The organism is Ensifer sp. Root142 (genome assembly GCF_001426785.1).
In the GTDB taxonomy this organism is placed as follows: domain Bacteria; phylum Pseudomonadota; class Alphaproteobacteria; order Rhizobiales; family Rhizobiaceae; genus Ensifer; species Ensifer canadensis.
Genome location: NZ_LMFK01000023.1, coordinates 328,691 through 344,522 on the forward strand (window position 1 = coordinate 328,691; position 15,832 = coordinate 344,522).

Annotated in this window: 11 protein-coding genes; 6 read left to right on the forward strand and 5 right to left on the reverse strand. The window is 61.6% G+C overall.

The genetic code is table 11. The features are described 5' to 3' along the window. The first annotated feature begins 81 nt into the window (after window positions 1-81). The 5 genes from ASD52_RS22645 to ASD52_RS22660 all read left to right on the forward strand — a co-directional run bounded on the left by ASD52_RS22645 (window position 82) and on the right by ASD52_RS22660 (window position 8,830). Window positions 82-6,951: an autotransporter outer membrane beta-barrel domain-containing protein gene (locus tag ASD52_RS22645; protein ID WP_057225504.1), complete on the forward strand. Its 6,870-nt coding sequence runs from the start codon at window positions 82-84 to the stop codon at window positions 6,949-6,951. A 169-nt stretch (window positions 6,952-7,120) separates the two neighbouring features. Then, window positions 7,121-7,525 (forward strand): invasion associated locus B family protein, encoded by a 405-nt coding sequence (locus ASD52_RS22650; RefSeq protein ID WP_082523715.1) that lies wholly within the window; start codon window positions 7,121-7,123, stop codon window positions 7,523-7,525. 87 nt (window positions 7,526-7,612) lie between these two features. Beyond that, window positions 7,613-8,056, forward strand: a complete 444-nt coding sequence (locus ASD52_RS22655; protein WP_146160953.1) for a hypothetical protein — start codon at window positions 7,613-7,615, stop codon at window positions 8,054-8,056. A gap of 104 nt (window positions 8,057-8,160) precedes the next feature. After that, entirely contained in the window at window positions 8,161-8,298 is a 138-nt protein-coding gene (locus ASD52_RS38695) for a hypothetical protein (protein ID WP_156408396.1), read from the forward strand. 79 nt (window positions 8,299-8,377) lie between these two features. After that, a complete protein-coding gene (locus ASD52_RS22660; protein WP_057209609.1) occupies window positions 8,378-8,830 on the forward strand; it encodes a DUF2721 domain-containing protein in 453 nt (150 codons plus the stop codon). 36 nt (window positions 8,831-8,866) lie between these two features. Here the strand turns inward: ASD52_RS22660 and ASD52_RS22665 are convergent, their stop codons facing one another. The 4 genes from ASD52_RS22665 to ASD52_RS22685 form a co-directional block, all read right to left on the reverse strand. Then, window positions 8,867-9,643, reverse strand: coding sequence for an ATP-dependent Clp protease proteolytic subunit (locus ASD52_RS22665; protein WP_057209611.1), 777 nt, complete (start codon window positions 9,641-9,643; stop codon window positions 8,867-8,869). Further along, window positions 9,630-10,937: a hypothetical protein gene (locus tag ASD52_RS22670; RefSeq protein WP_057209613.1), complete on the reverse strand. Its 1,308-nt coding sequence runs from the start codon at window positions 10,935-10,937 to the stop codon at window positions 9,630-9,632. The genes ASD52_RS22665 and ASD52_RS22670 overlap by 14 nt, the downstream gene beginning before the upstream one ends. Before the next feature lie 360 nt (window positions 10,938-11,297). Then, window positions 11,298-12,344, reverse strand: coding sequence for a PAS domain-containing sensor histidine kinase (locus tag ASD52_RS22680; RefSeq protein WP_063963344.1), 1,047 nt, complete (start codon window positions 12,342-12,344; stop codon window positions 11,298-11,300). Between the two features lie 475 nt (window positions 12,345-12,819). Then, complete coding sequence (locus tag ASD52_RS22685) at window positions 12,820-13,713, reverse strand: NmrA/HSCARG family protein (protein ID WP_057209617.1); 894 nt, start codon at window positions 13,711-13,713, stop codon at window positions 12,820-12,822. Between the two features lie 92 nt (window positions 13,714-13,805). Here ASD52_RS22685 and ASD52_RS22690 point away from each other — a divergent pair, with 92 nt between their 5' ends. Continuing rightward, the gene (locus ASD52_RS22690; protein WP_057209619.1) at window positions 13,806-14,216 is read left to right on the forward strand and encodes a helix-turn-helix domain-containing protein; all 411 of its coding nucleotides are present in this window, start codon (window positions 13,806-13,808) and stop codon (window positions 14,214-14,216) included. A 306-nt stretch (window positions 14,217-14,522) separates the two neighbouring features. On the opposite strand, the gene ASD52_RS22695 is transcribed toward ASD52_RS22690, so the two are convergent. Beyond that, window positions 14,523-15,830 (reverse strand): NtaA/DmoA family FMN-dependent monooxygenase, encoded by a 1,308-nt coding sequence (locus ASD52_RS22695; protein WP_057209622.1) that lies wholly within the window; start codon window positions 15,828-15,830, stop codon window positions 14,523-14,525. Window positions 15,831-15,832: the final 2 nt, after the last annotated feature.

The window sequence follows — 15,832 nt, forward strand, 5'->3', positions numbered from 1 at the left end:
ATTTCGCGCAGATTGCGCATGCGACGAAGCTTGTCTCAAGGTCGGCAGGTCTTGTTCGCTTCACTTTTGGGGGCTCATCGCATGAAGCATGTCGCACGCACCGGTAAGACCCGGCAAGGATCGTCGCACCCTTCATCCAGGCGCAGCGACCAGGCTGCAGTCCTGTCCGACCGAAACGCATCGCGTTTAGTAATAATGTTGGCCTTGGGTCTCGGCGGCGCGGCCGTGGCCGACAATGCGTACGCGGGCTGCACCGGCTCCGCGACCCAGTCAATCGGCCAGGTCGACTATGGATATACGTGGTCCGCCTGCTGGGGCGACAGTGGTGTCGATCACAACGATGAGAAGGACGGTGACCCAGGAGCGAATATAACGATCAACACCCAAGCCTCGTACACGGCCGGCGCAAGCCTCCCTTACACAGTGCCGTGGGAATCCGTCGGCGGCGTCATCATGACCTATACAGTGGGTGGCGCCGGCGTCGACGAGGGAAGCGCCGGTGCCGGGGGGGCCGTGACGATCACCAGTTACGGCCCCATAACCCTCACGAGCTCGACAGATCCAGGCTCGATCGGCAGCTTGATTTCGGCAACGAGCTTCGGCGGCGACGGGGATGGGGATAACGACAACTACAAATCCAGCGGCGGGGCCGGGGGGGCGGGAGGCGCGATAACGATCACCAACTACGGGGCGCTGACCGTAGAATCGCTCAACTCGAATACGGCCAGAGGTATGACCGGCATCTTTGCCGTGAGCAAGGGCGGCAGCGGCGGCGAACAGAATAGCGGTGCGGCGGGCGACCAAGTGGGTGGCAACGGCGGCAGCGGCGGTACCATCAAAATCTCTAACACCGGACAGGTGAATCTCGGCAGTGGGACAAACCCGCTGAGCGGACTGGACTATGTCTGGGGCCTTGCCGCCGAGTCCACCGGCCAGGCAGGCGGCCACGATAACGGTGCGGGCGGCGCGGGCGGCTTCATCGATATCGAAATCGGTTCCTCCGGCAATACATCCGCCGGCGCGATCGGCATCTACGCGAACGACGCCGACAGCGTGCGCGGCATCTATGCGCTGAGCCAGGGCAGCAACGGCACAGCTTCGCAAGACAGCTCCGATGAAGGCGGCACCGGGGGCGGCGGCTCGGTCATAAATGTCGACACGTATGCCGACATGAAAATCGTCGCGACCGGCAAGGTGAATGACCTGTCAGGTGGCGTCGTTGCCGTTACCCAGGGTGGCGAAGGCGGCGACGGCTGGAGCTCAAACGTCGCGGGCGCCGGTGGCGAGGGCGGCAGGCCAGAAAGTGGAATAGCGGCGACGACCGTGACGGTCCATTCAGGCACCATTTCGACCCAAGGCGACTATCTTGGTGGCGTGATCGCATTGAGCCAGGGTGGCCGCGGTGGCGACGGCCAGGCCGGCGAGAAGGACAGCTCCGGCGGCCGCGGCGGAAGCGGTGGGCAAATCCAGTTGAACCTGTCCGGCGGTAGCGTTGAGACGCAGGGCAGCTACGCCTATGGCTTGCTGGGCCAGAGCATTGGCGGCCAAGGTGGCAATGGCGGCGACGACACCGCCGTTGTCGGCACGAGCGGCGGGGGCGGCTATGGCGGCAATGCCGGCAGCGTAGGCGTCTTTTCGAGCGGGGCTTCGAAGATCACGACGACTGGAGATTACTCGGCCGCCATTACTCTGCATTCCATCGGCGGCGGTGGCGGCACCGGCGGCAACTTCACCGACGTGCTCGGGGGTGGCGCGGGCAATGGCGGCAATGGTGGCAGTGGAAACACGGCTATCGTCAACAACAACGCGGCGATCGCCACCTCGGGCGGGCATTCCTATGGCATCCTGGTGCAGTCGATCGGCGGCAGCGGCGGCACTGGCGGCATCGCCGACGGGCTGACGCTCGAGCTGGGTGGCAATGGGGGCGACGGCGGGCAGGCCGAAACGGCCAGTGTCCAGAATTCCGGCGCGATCACCACCTCCGGCTATTCGGCGCACGGCATCATTGCGCAGTCGATCAGCGGCGGCGGCGGCGCCGCCGGTATGGCGGGCGGCATCCTGTCGATCGGCGGTTCCGGCGGTAGCGGCAACTATGCCAGCACTGCCGAGGTCCAGAGCTCGGGCGCCATCAGTACGGCCGGCGACGCAGCGATCGGCATCATGGCACAGTCGATCGGCGGCGGCGGTGGTTCGGGCGGCGGTGCGAAGGGCATCGCGACCGTCGGAGGTTCGGGCGGGGCTGGCGGCTCCGGCAGCCATGCAAACGTATTGCTGACTGGCGGTTCGGTCACCACGCAGGGTGAGATGTCGCATGCGATCATGGCGCAATCGGTCGGCGGCGGCGGCGGCAATGGCGGCAATGTGATCGACCTGTCAGTCGGTGTTCCGGCACTAGGTGTCGGCGGCACCGCCTCGGGGGGTGGTAGCGGCGGATGGGTCTGCGTCACCAATGAAAATTCCGGCGGCGATTGTTCTACAGGCTCTGGAACGCAGGCAGTTGCCATCGCGACAGAAGGCTCCGGTGCGCTCGGCATACTCGCGCAGTCGATCGGCGGCGGCGGCGGTAATGGAGGCAACGCCACGGGCGGCGATGCCGGGCTCGGCAGCTTCCAGATCGGCGGCGGCGGCGGTGGCGGCGGCTACGCAAACACCGTGACCGTCGGCTTCCAGGGACTGAACCTGACGACCCAGGGCTCGCACGCGGCGGGCATCGTGGCGCAGTCGATCGGCGGCGGCGGCGGTACGGGCGGTTCCGCCAGTTCCTATTCCGCAGGTATCGGCTTCACGGCGTCGGTGGCTGTCGGCGGCACCGGTGGTTCCGGCGGCGCCGGCGGCGAGGTCTCTATTGACCTGACCGACAGCATTATCAAGACCGGGCAGGGCGGCGGCGGTGTGACCGACGCGATCGGCGTGCTCGCTCAGTCGATTGGCGGCGGTGGCGGCAGCGGCGGCTCCTCGGTTGCCGACGCGCTCACCGTGGCGGTGCCGACCGGCGAAGACGTCTCCCTGGCGATGAGCGTCTCCACGGCCGTCGGCGGCAGCGGCGGATCGGGCGGGACTGCTGAGGAAGTGTCGCTGACGCTGGACGGCAGCTCCGCGGTCTCCACGAAAGGTGCTTCGTCGCATGGCCTTGTGGCGCAATCGATCGGCGGCGGCGGCGGCAATGGCGGCAGTGCGTCGTCGATGGCCGCGACCGTCGGCACGGTGGACACCGTCAGCGCCGACATCGGTGTCTCGGTCGGCGGCTCCGGCGGCAGCGGCGGCAATGGCGGTATCGTCAAGGTCGATCTCAACGACAGCGCCTCCGTGACGACAGCCGGCGATTATGCCAATGCGATCGTGGTGCAGTCGATCGGCGGCGGCGGCGGCAATGGGGGCGTCGGCAGCGTCAACAGCAAGCAGATCGGTAGCGGCTTCAACCTGGCGGCAAATGTAGGGGTCGGCGGCTCCGGCAGCGGCGGCGCCAGCGGCGGAAACACGACCGTGGACCTCGAGAGCGGCACCAGCTTGCAGACCAGCGGGTCCGGTGCTCGCGGTGTGCTCATCCAGTCGATCGGTGGCGGCGGCGGTACTTCGCAAGGTGTTAGCGTCGGGCTGTCGGCCAGCGCCGACCTGCCCGGCGGCGAGGAAGCCGAAGATTCCGAAGGGGGTAGCGGTGCTTTCTCCGCATCTGTCGGCGTTTCCGTTGGCCGGACTGGCGGCAGTGGCGGGACGGCGGGCACGGCCACCGTCACCACCAGGGGTAAAATCAATACCTCTGGCGCAGATGCGGACGGGGTGCTCGCGCAGTCGATCGGCGGTGGCGGCGGGCTAGGAGGCTCGGTGGGGCAGGCTACTTCTGACGATTCCGAGCCGCTCGACGACGCGGGTGACAGCGAATGCGCCAGCGAAGACGGCAATGGATATGGCTACTGCTTCAACGTCAGTGTGGGCGCTACCATTGACGACGGTGGAAGTGGCGGCACGGCCGCCAATGGCAACACAGTCACGCTGACGCATGGCGGCCACATTGCCACCATGGGCGACTGGGCAGACGGCATCGTCGCCCAATCGATCGGCGGCGGTGGCGGTGCCGGTGGCACATCCACCGCATCCGGCAGCCAGGCGACGGCCAACATCACCGTGGGTGTTGGCGGGAGCGGCGGTGCGGGCGGTAATGGCGGCTCGGTCGACATCACCTTCGACAGCGACCACGGCACCGCCGGCATCAGTACCGCTGGATATAGCGCCTACGGTGTGCTGCTGCAGTCGATCGGCGGCGGCGGCGGCCAGGGCGGCGATGGGTCCGACAAGGCGGCAGGCAAGATCACCGTTGGCGGCGGTTTCGGCGGCAGCGGCGGCGCCGGCGGCAGCGGGGGCAAAATTACGGTCGGTGCGGGAAGCTGGCTCGCCCTCCAGACCAACGGCGACGATTCGATAGGCCTCCTGGCCCAATCGATTGGCGGCGGCGGTGGTGTCGGCGGCGCCGGAAGCACCAAGGCGGCCGAAGAGGATAACAGCCATGCGATCGATCTTGTTGTGGGCGGCAGCGGTGGCGTCGGTGGCAGCGGCGGCGAAATCGACCTGAACTATGGCGGCGGCGTAGACACCTATGGCGATCGGGCCCATGGCATTGTCGCGCAGTCGATCGGCGGCGGTGGCGGCATCGGCGGCGCCGGCGAGGCCGACAGCATCGGCTCGCTCGTGGTCGGTGGCTCGGGCGGTGGAACAATAAACGGCGGCGCCGTCACGGTCGATCTGACCAACGGCAGCACGATTCATACGCGAGGTCTGGCCGCCCATGGCCTCGTGGCCCAGTCGATCGGCGGCGGTGGTGGTATTGGAGGCACCGCCTCGGGTGCTCCGCTCTCCTCCAAGGGCAACAGTCCCGGCAGCACCGGTGACGGCGACGATGTCTCCGTGTCTGTTGACGGCAACATTACCACGTCGGGCGACTACGCCTACGGCATCCTGGCCCAGTCGATCGGCGGCGGCGGCGGTTTCGGTGGCAACGCGACTAGTGCTTTCATCGGCTCCAACGGCAATCTCTCGTCGGCCGGCAAAAGCGGCGATGTGACGGTCACCCTCGATGCTGGCAGGGCTATCCAGGCGACCGGCAAAGACTCGATCGGCATATTCGCGCAGAGCGATGCAGGGACGGACAACAACGGCAAGATCAATGTGACCGTCAATGGTTCCGTCACCGGCGGCTCCGACAACGGCGCCGGCGTCTGGGTTTCGGCCGGGAAATACAACATGGTGACCGTCAATTCCGGAGGCAGCGTCTCTGCTGCTTCAGGCCTTGCCGTTAACTATACCGTCGGCAGAAGCTCGCCCGCCGGCAGCACCCTGACCGTGCTTAACTCCGGCACGATCAGCGGCAGCGTGAGAGGGGATCTCGTCGACAGCAAAGTCGTCTCCAACGACGACGACAACGTGCCGATGGCCCGTTTCGGCAGCGGCATGGCCGTCTCCGTGATCAATGAGGCCGGTGGCCTGCTGACGGATGCGGAGATTTATGAGGCTGACGTGATGAATCATGGCAGGCTGATGATCGGTCATTCCGGCGGCATCGACGCCACCAGAATCACTGGCGACCTCACGCAGGACGCGGGTGGCATACTGGAGCTCACCGCCGACTTCGCTGGCTCGCGCATGGATCGGTTGACCATCGACGGTGACGCTACGCTGGACGGCAAGTTCGCGGTGAACGCCATCAGCGTCCTGCCCGACATCAGTCTGCCGTTCCTCACCGTCGGAGGCACCCTCGACCATTCGCTGAGTGCCCAGTCGGCAATCTTCGACTATGCCATCACCCAGGCAGGAAACGAGCTGTCGGTTTCGGCGGAGTCGGCCCACTTCGCCGAGCCCGGCGTCGCGCTAAACGACGGCCAGGACAGCGTCGCAGGTCACCTGCAGGAAATCTGGGATGCCGGCGGTGGCTCCTATGGCACGCTGTTCGGCACGCTCGGCTCTCTCGCCGACGGCGATGCGGGCAGCTATGGAGCAGCTCTGTCGGACATGTCGCCCGGTGTCTCCGGTGCGGCTGCGTCCGGGAGCATCGCCATGACGCAGCAGCACCTCGACCTGTTGCTGAGCTGCCCCATGTTTGCCGCGGGCACCTCGTTCCTGACGGAGACGGAGTGTGGTTGGGCTCAGGCCGGCGCACAGACGCTCGACCAGAAGACCAGTGCCAGCGTGTCGGGCTTCGACACCACGACCTATGCCCTGCAAGCCGGCGCCCAGGTCGAGGTGTCGCCGAACTGGTTCGTCGGCTTGGCTGGCGGCTATGACCGCAGTTCCATCAGCGGCGACGACGGCCGGGTCAACGCCAACGGCGACATCCTCTACGGCGGCGTTTCCCTGAAGCACCAGAGCGGCCCCTGGTTACTGTCGGGTGCCGTTGCCGGCAGCTACGGTTGGTACGACAATACGCGCACGATCCGGATTCCTGATTTCGCCAGCCAGGCCGAAGGCGACCCAGAGGTTTACAATGTCAGCACCCGCGTGCGCGCAGCCTATACCTTCGCGCAGGATCCTTACTATGTGCGGCCTCTGGTGGACTTTGACCTGATTTATTCGCATGCCAATGGCTATCGCGAGTCGGGAGCCGGCGCCCTCGACCTCCTGGTCGATGATGTCGGCCAATGGAGCCTCCACGCCACTCCGGCCATTGAACTCGGTACGCGTGTTGACGTTAACGAGACAACGGTCATGCGGGCATTCGCGGCCGCCGGAGTGAGCTTCAGCAGCGCCGATAGCTGGGATACGTCTGCACGGCTGGCCAACGCGCCCGCCGGGATAGGCACGTTCGGCAGTGAGGTGCCGCTGGCCGCCGTGGTGGGGCGGCTGACCGCTGGCGTTGATCTGGCGAGCGACAACGGCTTCAGTTTGCGCTTGAACTACCAAGGCTCGTTTTCCGACACCTACACGAGCCACGGCGGCGCGTTGCGCCTCAGTTATAAGTTCTGAGAGGAGACAGGGGGCCTTGAGACAGTGCTTATCACCGAGGTTCCGGTCGAACCGGACAATCTTCGCTACCGTCTGCCTGCTGGTCCTGGCCATTGGTCAAACGTTCGCACAAGAGCACGCCACGCTCCCGGGCGGTGCGTCCTCTCTGCAGGAAACCTACGCGGACTGGATGGTTAGCTGCGTCCAGAGGAAGAACAGGCATTGTCTTCTCATGCAGCAACAGACACAGCAGAACGGACAGCGGCTTTTGGCCATCGAGATGGCAGCCGGTGGCGATGGGAAGACTGCGACGGGTACACTTGTTCTGCCCTTCGGGCTCGCACTTGATGCCGGCGTATCGCTTCAGGTCGATGAGAAGTCTTCGGAGGCACCTGTGCGTTTTAGCACCTGCGTCCCCGCCGGATGCGTTGTGCCGCTTAGCTTCGACGGCGCAGCCGTTGCCGAGCTGCGGACTGGAGCGGTGCTCAAGATGATGGCCAAGGCTGCCAAGACCAACGAACCTATCTCGTTGTCGGCTTCCCTGAAAGGCTTTTCCGCTGCCTTCGATCGGGTGACAGCCCTGATGATGAAATGACACCTGGGGTGCGTCGTCGGCGCGAACCGTCTTGCTCCATCTTGTTACAGCTTGCTTCCAATCGTCCGGCGGATAATGATGTGCACGTTGAACAAATTCATTACCAAAACCATCAAATGGTTTCTCATTGTTTTCGGTTTGGCGACCTGTGGGACACTGCCGTTCGCGCTCGACATCAAACTCATCACACCGATGCTCGGTGGACTTGTCGATTTCACCCCTTCCAGCGTACCGGCTCTGCGACACTGGGGCATCATGATCTTCGGAATTGGCGCACTGATGGTGGTCGCGGGGTTCCGTCCGTGGTTACGATTTGAGACCATGGTGTTCAGCACCTTCGAGAAGGCATTTATGGTCTATCTGTATTTAACCAATCTCGGGGAGCCTTGGATAGCAGGTTATTTTGCTGCCTTCCTTGTCGATTTCACCATCGTCGCATATGGCGTGCTGTACTTCATCAGCGCCGAGGGCCGGCCCAGCCGCTGGACCGTGAGGAGATTGGTCTGCCCCCTGAAAAGTGGTCCTTCTTGAAGTATGGCTTATAAGCCGCAGAAGGACATTCAAACCGCGGCGAAAAGACGCGAGGCGGAAATCACGAAGCATTGTCAGACATGCACTGTTCTTGTGAGGCGGCATTGACCGCCAGCATCAAACCGCTCGCCCTCAAATATAGCCGATATGGCTTTCGCCGCATCAAGGCGAATGCTGCGCCAGGCAGCTGGATTGTGAACTTCAAGCTCAAGGTCCCGGCGGGTCTACTATCAGCTTTATGATGGGCGTTCCGCCGTGACTACATCTACCGCTGTCCAAAGCTTGATGCATCGCAGTTCAATTTGTTTCTGAGAGGTACGCATGCACCCACCACCTATCGTTACAGACCATGCCTCTGTCATACAAACATCCCTTGCGCCGGTGTTTTTGTTGGCTGGTACCGCAGGCTTTGTCAGTATCTACACCACCCGCCTCGGGAGAGTTTCGGACCGGCTGAACGAAGTCGCGGATAGGGGTAAGCAAAGCAAGTTGTTTCGCATGCAGCTCGCGTATTTGCGGCGAAGGGCACTTGCTCTGGAGGTCGCGGTCGTGCTTGGGGTGATGGCCGGCATTTGCACGGGCTGCGCAATCCTTAATCTACTTGCTGGCGCTCTTGCCCTCGGACTGCGCCAAGAAAATCTCTTTTGGTTGTTTGGTGGTGCCATCGTCTCGCTCACCGGATCGCTTGTCGCATTCTTGTTTGAATTGCTCACCGCCGGACGGAACTTGTTGCGGCAAATACGAATGGACCAAGTTCCAATGGAGCAAGACTGACCACGGATCTCCTTCGGCCGGGCTGACCCAGTTCGGTTACTTTTTCTTCATCGCGCCCGAGAGGCCCGTTGTCAGCTTGAAATCGATCATCTCCTGTGCCGAAACATACTGAAGTTTGTCGGGCGGAGTTTCGAGAGCTTTGATCCATAGTCCGGCGTCGATCCCCATTTCTTCGAGATGCCGTGTGATCCGCGCTGTGGTTAATTGGGTGGACGACATCGCCTGATCTGCCGTTGTCCGATCAGTGCTGGCATTGGACAACTGATGCACGCCGACGACCGCTTCCGGTTCGGCCAATCGTCGCACGCCGCCGGCAAAGACAATCGGGCAGGAGGACGCGCAAAGAGCCCCTGACGCCACACGGGTATCAAGTCCCTTCTCACGGATCAGCTTGGAAATTGCCAATGCATCGTCAACCGATCCCCCTGGGGAATTGAGAGACACCGTTTTCACGTATTCGCCGCGCTGTTCAATTTCGCGGACGAACCGCTCGCCCGCGCCAATGTCGAATGTGCCTTCAGCGAGTAGAACTCCATCACGCTGGAGTTCCAGCTTCATGGGCTGGCGCAACACTTCATGTGAGCTTAGCAGTTCAACCGGCGGACCATCGCGTCCGGTCCCGCCTGGAGCCGGGAGAAGGATTGGCCAACGAGCCGGATCAATGATTGGTTCCTCGGCATTCCGTTCCCATAGAGAACGCATATCGATCACGAGGAATATCGCTGTTGCCGCTAACAGACTGAAGAACGTCCCGCGCATCCAGACGCCGTCATCGACCCGCGCCAGTATTTTGAGCCCTTCATCGATCCTCATGAGACCGGTCCTTTGCGCGCCCCCGCGGGTCGAGGTTGGTGATGTTGGCGGTGTCCTCAACCTTGCAATCAGCGTCCGCGAACTCCACCACTTTTTCAAGATCAACGCCGTTTGGGCTTATCGCGCGCTGGACTTCCAGCGCCATCAGAAGTTCGGCGGCCGTTATGCGTTCAGCGAACGGCATCGCCTCCTCCTGTTTGCGGATCGCGCCATGTACGACTGCCAGGATGAAGACCAGTACCCCGGGAAGAAGGTCGATAGAAATGGCACCGGCCCAAGCCGGTATGAAATCGGACGCGTAACGCAAGACTGCCTCCGCAGAAGATAACGGGACAAACCGGCGTTCCTGGACGTTTGCCCGGGAAAGGATTTCATCGGCCGATTCCGACAGTACTTTCGACTGCGCAGCTACAGAGGCGCGCACTGTTTCCATCACCCGGTCTTGGCGGTTGACAAGATCGGCGTCTCCGCCATCGGCGATCGGTGCGATGAAGCCCAGGGACAGATCATCGGCGGCGCGGCGGATGGAAGGAGCAATCGACGTTTGCCCGAGAGACGCTATGACGCCCGTGAGCGCGACCACTTCAGAGGAGAACTGGTCAGCGCGCGGTTCGATTGCGCCGGGCGCGGAAACAAGCGTGCGCATGGTTTCGAGCCGCTTCTGCCCGTCATCGAACAACGCTGTCACCTGCTCACGGGAGGCATTGATGCCGTTCTCGAGTTCCTTCATCTGTGCGGACATTTGCGACAAAAGCTGCACGACGCTTCCGGATCCGGTCGTGCCTGTGAGCGCTCCCGACTGACGCTCCGATGCGGCAAGCTGCGAAAACCGCTCGGACGCACGCTGGATATCGGGCAGCAGGCTTTGAGCGGCTAGAGCGTTCTGATGCGCCTGATCGAGGTCCGCAGTGTAGCCCTCCACCGTTTCGGCAAGGTGCTGTTCCAATGCCGCCGAGCCGGCGAGCGCCGCTGCGTTGAGCCAGCTCGACATGGCCATAATCATGGCAGCACCCATGGCCATGACGCCAAGCATCGCGGCTCTACCCGTATGCGTGGTCACGTGCGGATAGAAGCGGGCCATGTAAGACCAGAACGCGTAGATTCCGACCGAAACCGACGCTGAATAAATGATAGCCGCAAAGAAGACCGCCGTTGCCGATCCATCGAGGATGCTGCGCACACCGAGATATGTGTAAACGCCGGACGCAAGCGCAAGCACCGCAACCGCGAAACGCGTCATCGTTTCAACGGCAGCGACCCCCTCATGCAGTCGCTGGGATGCGCCGGTAGCCATGAGCAGGATCTCCGAGAAAGGAAACTATTCCTTAACAAGGGATGATGAACGAGGCGGAATCAAGGCCCACCGTCCGCAGCGCCCGTTCCGTTCCCTCTCAAAAGAATGAGAAGAATGTCGAAGCGCCATTTTGGATCCGGAACCTTGTGGACGCTGATGGCGTCTACACGGAGGCGCGCCAGCTTCAATTGTTGAAGACTTTTGCCCGCGCATGCAGTTTAACGGTGTTTCGGTCCTCGAACAGGATCGATGATGTGGCGCTGTAGTGCTGACCCGAGATAACGAGCTTTGCGCTTGGAAGGGTTTCGACTGGCAACGACGGGTCGGCGACCCAGCGCTGGCGATCCACGAGGATATTGTTTACGCGTTCTCAGCGCCCAACAATGATCCAGTCAACTGAAAATGGAGACCTTCGGGATTATACGAGGACTTCGCTTCCCCAAAAAAATACGTGGCAACGATCTTGTTCGCGAGTATCGAGCCAAACCCGGTTCTCTGCGGCGCGCATACTCTAGGTCCGCCAGCCTCGCGCCAGGTAAAAAAGAACCCTTTATCCCCGTCGGTCGACCAGACGACTTCGACGTGACCTTCATCGGTAGAAAGCGAACCGTACTTCACCGCATTCGTCGCTAGCTCGTAGATTGCCAGTGAAATGCCTGTGGCTTGCTGTGCTGACAGCTGAAGGTCTGGACCAGACATGGTTATTCGATCCGGACGGTCGATGTGCGGAGCGATGGCTTGTGAAATCACCTCGGCGATCTGCGCGCCGTCCTCTTCTGATAAGAGGTCCTGCGCCTTGACCAGAGTGCTGATCCGGCTGGTGATGGTTTCTCGCGCGTGATCAAGGCTGTTGGCATTTCTCAAAGATGCACTGACCACCGCGTTCACGATGGCCATCGTATTCTTAACGCGGTGCAGCAACTCCCGGCGCAGGACGAGTTCAGTCTCTCTTGCGCGCACAGTAGCCGTTGTCTCTGTAACCGTGTCGATCAGACCAGCGATTTTCCCATCATCATCGCGAAGCGGCGCGTAGCAGAACGTGAAAAAAGCTAATTCGTCGAAGCCATCACGATTGATCGTCAGCGGGTAATTCTCGATGTACGTCGCTTCCCCGGCATAAGCCTTTTCTGCAATCGGCCCTATACGGTCCCAAGCTTCCGACCACACGTCCGCGAACGACCTGCCGAGAGCGGGCGGTTTCGCACCGAGGATCGGTAGGAATGCGTCGTTGTGAATCGTGGTGAAGTCAGGACCCCAGACGATCGCCTGGGGGAACTCAGAGCCGAGGATCATTTCGACGATTGTTCTGAGGGAAACTGGCCATTCGCGGATGGGGCCGAGTGGGGTTAGCGACCAATCGTGTTGTCTGATCGCTCTGCCCATTCTGGTATCGCCCCATGCATCCATTCGGATTCCCCTCAGTCCCGGCAAGGAATTTTCGCTTGGCTAGTTGCGCCACCTTTTCATGACGACGATAGCGGTCGTCAACGCCAGCATCGAAATTGCTCCCAAACAACCATTCCTTGGGTCGCAAGCCATAGATAAGCGCGCCCTAGGTTTGATGCCAGGGATTTCTTGCCCGTTTATCATGGCAGCTTCCGCCGAAGCGTCGGGAGCGTGTCGTCGATCGCCACCGGCATCTCGACCGGGCGACGTGCATCGAACTCGGCTTGCGCCGTAGCCGCAGACGATTGGGACGCGCGGCCTCGTCAAGGCCGCAACTGCTAGCATCCGCCGCGACTGCGACACGCCGACGCGTTCGGCGGCTTATATGCCGGCTTTCGGCCACGCGGCAGCTCGGCGTGTCAGAGCGATCAGGAACAGCGAGTGTTGGTGGTTTCCTGCTCGCGCGCTATTAGACCCCGTGTGAATAAAGCCGGAGTCACGCCAGCGTGTTGGTTGTCCTCAAGGCTTCATCGAGTGCCCTGCGTCCGTTCCCGGCAAGCCAAGACCGGAAAGAGAGTAGCTCCGGGTTGATCTCACGCATGGCGTTCAGATCGACACGTTCTGCAAGCGGGCCATCCTCCAAGCTCTTCGCCATGTGCGCGAGGTCCGCATTCGCCGCGAGAACGTCATCGGAAAAGCGTGCGTAGGCGATTGGACGACCGGCGCCTTCGGTAAGGGCGGCTTCAAGCTCGTGCCCGGTCACGCGGTCGCTTGCGATCTTCAAAGTCATGCCGCCGAAGCGGGTCTTGTCGGCAAACACCGCAGCAACGAATTTGCCGATGTCCTCCACCGCGGTAAGCTGGATTGAATGATCCGGTCTGATCAGGGATACCAACCGTCCTTCATCCAAACCGAAACCAGGTCGTACGAGCATCTCCATGAAGATCATCGGCCGGATGATGGTCGTGGTGATGCGGAGTTCTCGAACGTGCGCTTCGATGCGAGGCTTGGCATCGAAACGCGCGACACCTGTCAGTTCATCCCCAACGCTAGCGCCTGAAGAATAAACGAGATGGTCGACACCGATTTCGGCTGCCAGATCAGCAATTGAGATACCGTAGCGGACTTCGTCTTCTGCCGCTAAGTTGGCCGGCAGTACGCTGAAAACACCATAGGTGTCTTTCATAGCTGCGCGGATCACGTCCGTGTCTTCGAAGGCGCCCTGCACAATATCGACGCCTGCAATCCCCAGCTCTAAAGACGCGGCATCAGTGGAATTCAAAACGAGCGCGCGAACAGGCCATTCCGCCTTCAATAAGGCTTTGGCAACAGATCCTCCCTGCCGTCCGGTGGCGCCGAAAACAAAAATTGGCTGTTTGCCATTGGTCATTGAAAACCCTCGTGTTGAACAACAAGGGTCATCGATATATACGAATGGAAAACCGCTGGAAGACGGCACATTTTTCAGCGTCAGGCACAAGGATGATACCCTTGAACAAACAACTCCATGCCGATGCGCTGCAAGGATCAGAGGGTAATCGGCTGTTCAGACCTATCCCGGCAAACGGGGTGTGCACGCTGCTGGGCGACAAATGGACTGTTCAAGTCCTTTGGCGCCTTTCGCTCGCGAAGGAGCATCGGCTCCGCTTCTCAGCCCTTAAGAAAGAGGTTGATGGCGTCACCCAGCGGATGTTGACGCTTACACTGCGCAATCTGGAGCGTAACGGCCTCGTTGTGCGCCATTATTTTCCCGAAGTGCCGCCGCGTGTCGAATATGAGCTGACCGAGATGGGCGGCGGGGCTTTGCGCGCCCTTGAAGGGTTCAACTTTTGGGTCCGTGATAATCTGCACACCATCCAGGAATACCGTCGCGCTTACGACGATGCCACGTAGTTAACCCAAGCGTCGTTTTCTACTCGACGACTGCGGGACCACCGGTAGTGCCTCCCGCAAGATCCGCTTTTGGGCAATTTTGCCTCACTGTCGGTGCCGGCTATCTCATTAAACTCTGTGCTTGGTCGGAAATCAGCCGGCATGCGTATCGGCTGCGTTGCGAAAACATTATAGCTGGTCGAAGTTATAACGTTATAACTCTCCCGCTGGCATCAGCCGCGGTCGATCTTTGCAAGAGTCTGCGCTCGGTCGAGAACGCATGTGAAACTCGGTACTCGTTCATCGTTCGTGTTCTGTCGAGCGCTTTTATTCGGGGTAGGGGAGGCCATAACGCTCGCGGACCGTTCGCTCTTCATAACGAGTGCGGTAGACGCCGCGATCCTGCAGGATGGGCACGACCTTGTCGATGAACTCCTCGATATCGTCAGGCGCGCGTGGTGGCTGCAATGTATAGCCATCCACGGTTCCGTCAGCCCAAAGATCAATGATGGCTTCGGAGACCTCCTCCGGCGTGCCGAGCAGCAGACCGTGATGGCCCTCCGAGCGGCGCACGACTTGTCTTGCCGTAAGCTTCTCGTGTTTCAGCAGGTCCGAGAGCCCGAGGCCCATGCCCACCGCCTGAAGCCGGTTGGGATCGGGGACGAAGCGTTCGGCATCGAGAACGGCATCCGGGTCAAAGCCGTCAGGATTGATACCGTTCTCCTTGGCAAACCTCGCGATCAGCCCGTCTTCAGAGCCGGCGCCGCTGAACAGTTCATGCTTGCGCAACGCCTCCTTTCTTGTCTCACCGAGGATGACCACGAGCCCGGGCACGATGCGGATGCCGGCCGGATCACGGCCAAGGGCGGCAGCGCGACCTCTGACTTTCGCGCCGAATGCCCGGCCGGCGGCGCGGGAGAGGATATTGCAGTAGATAATTTCGCCATGGCGCGCGGCGAGATCAATCCCGCCCTCCGATGCCCCTGCCTGCGCGATTACCGGGTGACCCTGAGGGCCGCGCGGCACATTGAGCGGTCCCCTGACGCTGAAATGGTCGCCTTCGTGGTCGATCGCCTGGGCGCTTGCCGCGTCCCAGAACCGATCGTCGGGGACGCTGCCCTCGCGGGCAGGATCCCAGCTTGCCCAGAGTTTCTTGGCGACATCGAGAAACTCGGAAGCCTTGGCGTAGCGCTCGTTGCGCGGTGGCAGGGGTGCCGAGCCGAAATTGGCGGCGACATTCGGGTTAAAGGACGAGACGATGTTGATGATCAGCCGGCCGCCGGAAGTGATATCCGTCGACTGGGTGCGGCGAGCCAGATTGTAGGGTGAGTTGTAGGTGGACGACATCGTCGCCACGAAGCCGATGTCGGGCACCTGTGCCGCCAGGGCCGTACAAAGGATCAGCGGGTCGATCGTGTGGAACGGCCGGCTGTTCGGGTCGGTCATCATCGCCGGATGGTCGGAGAAGAACACGGCGTCGAACAGCCCCCTGTGCGCGAGCTCGGTCAGGCGGCGGTAATAGTCCGGATCGTAGATGTCGTGACGGTCGCCAGTGCGGTATTTCCAGGCGGCCGGCAAATAGCCTGTCGTGTTGATGCCGACATTGAGGTTGAGCTTGCGCGTCTTGCGGGACATGC

Excerpts from the sequence above, each read along its gene's own strand:
- ASD52_RS22645 (WP_057225504.1), top strand. The coding sequence starts at position 82 with ATGAAGCATGTCGCACGCACCGGTAAGACCCGGCAAGGATCGTCGCAC.
- ASD52_RS22650 (WP_082523715.1), top strand. The coding sequence starts at position 7,121 with ATGGTTAGCTGCGTCCAGAGGAAGAACAGGCATTGTCTTCTCATGCAG.
- ASD52_RS22660 (WP_057209609.1), top strand. The coding sequence starts at position 8,378 with ATGCACCCACCACCTATCGTTACAGACCATGCCTCTGTCATACAAACA.
- ASD52_RS22665 (WP_057209611.1), bottom strand. The coding sequence starts at position 9,643 with ATGAGGATCGATGAAGGGCTCAAAATACTGGCGCGGGTCGATGACGGC.
- ASD52_RS22670 (WP_057209613.1), bottom strand. The coding sequence starts at position 10,937 with ATGGCTACCGGCGCATCCCAGCGACTGCATGAGGGGGTCGCTGCCGTT.
- ASD52_RS22680 (WP_063963344.1), bottom strand. The coding sequence starts at position 12,344 with ATGGATGCATGGGGCGATACCAGAATGGGCAGAGCGATCAGACAACAC.
- ASD52_RS22685 (WP_057209617.1), bottom strand. The coding sequence starts at position 13,713 with ATGACCAATGGCAAACAGCCAATTTTTGTTTTCGGCGCCACCGGACGG.
- ASD52_RS22690 (WP_057209619.1), top strand. The coding sequence starts at position 13,806 with ATGATACCCTTGAACAAACAACTCCATGCCGATGCGCTGCAAGGATCA.
- ASD52_RS22695 (WP_057209622.1), bottom strand. The coding sequence starts at position 15,830 with ATGTCCCGCAAGACGCGCAAGCTCAACCTCAATGTCGGCATCAACACG.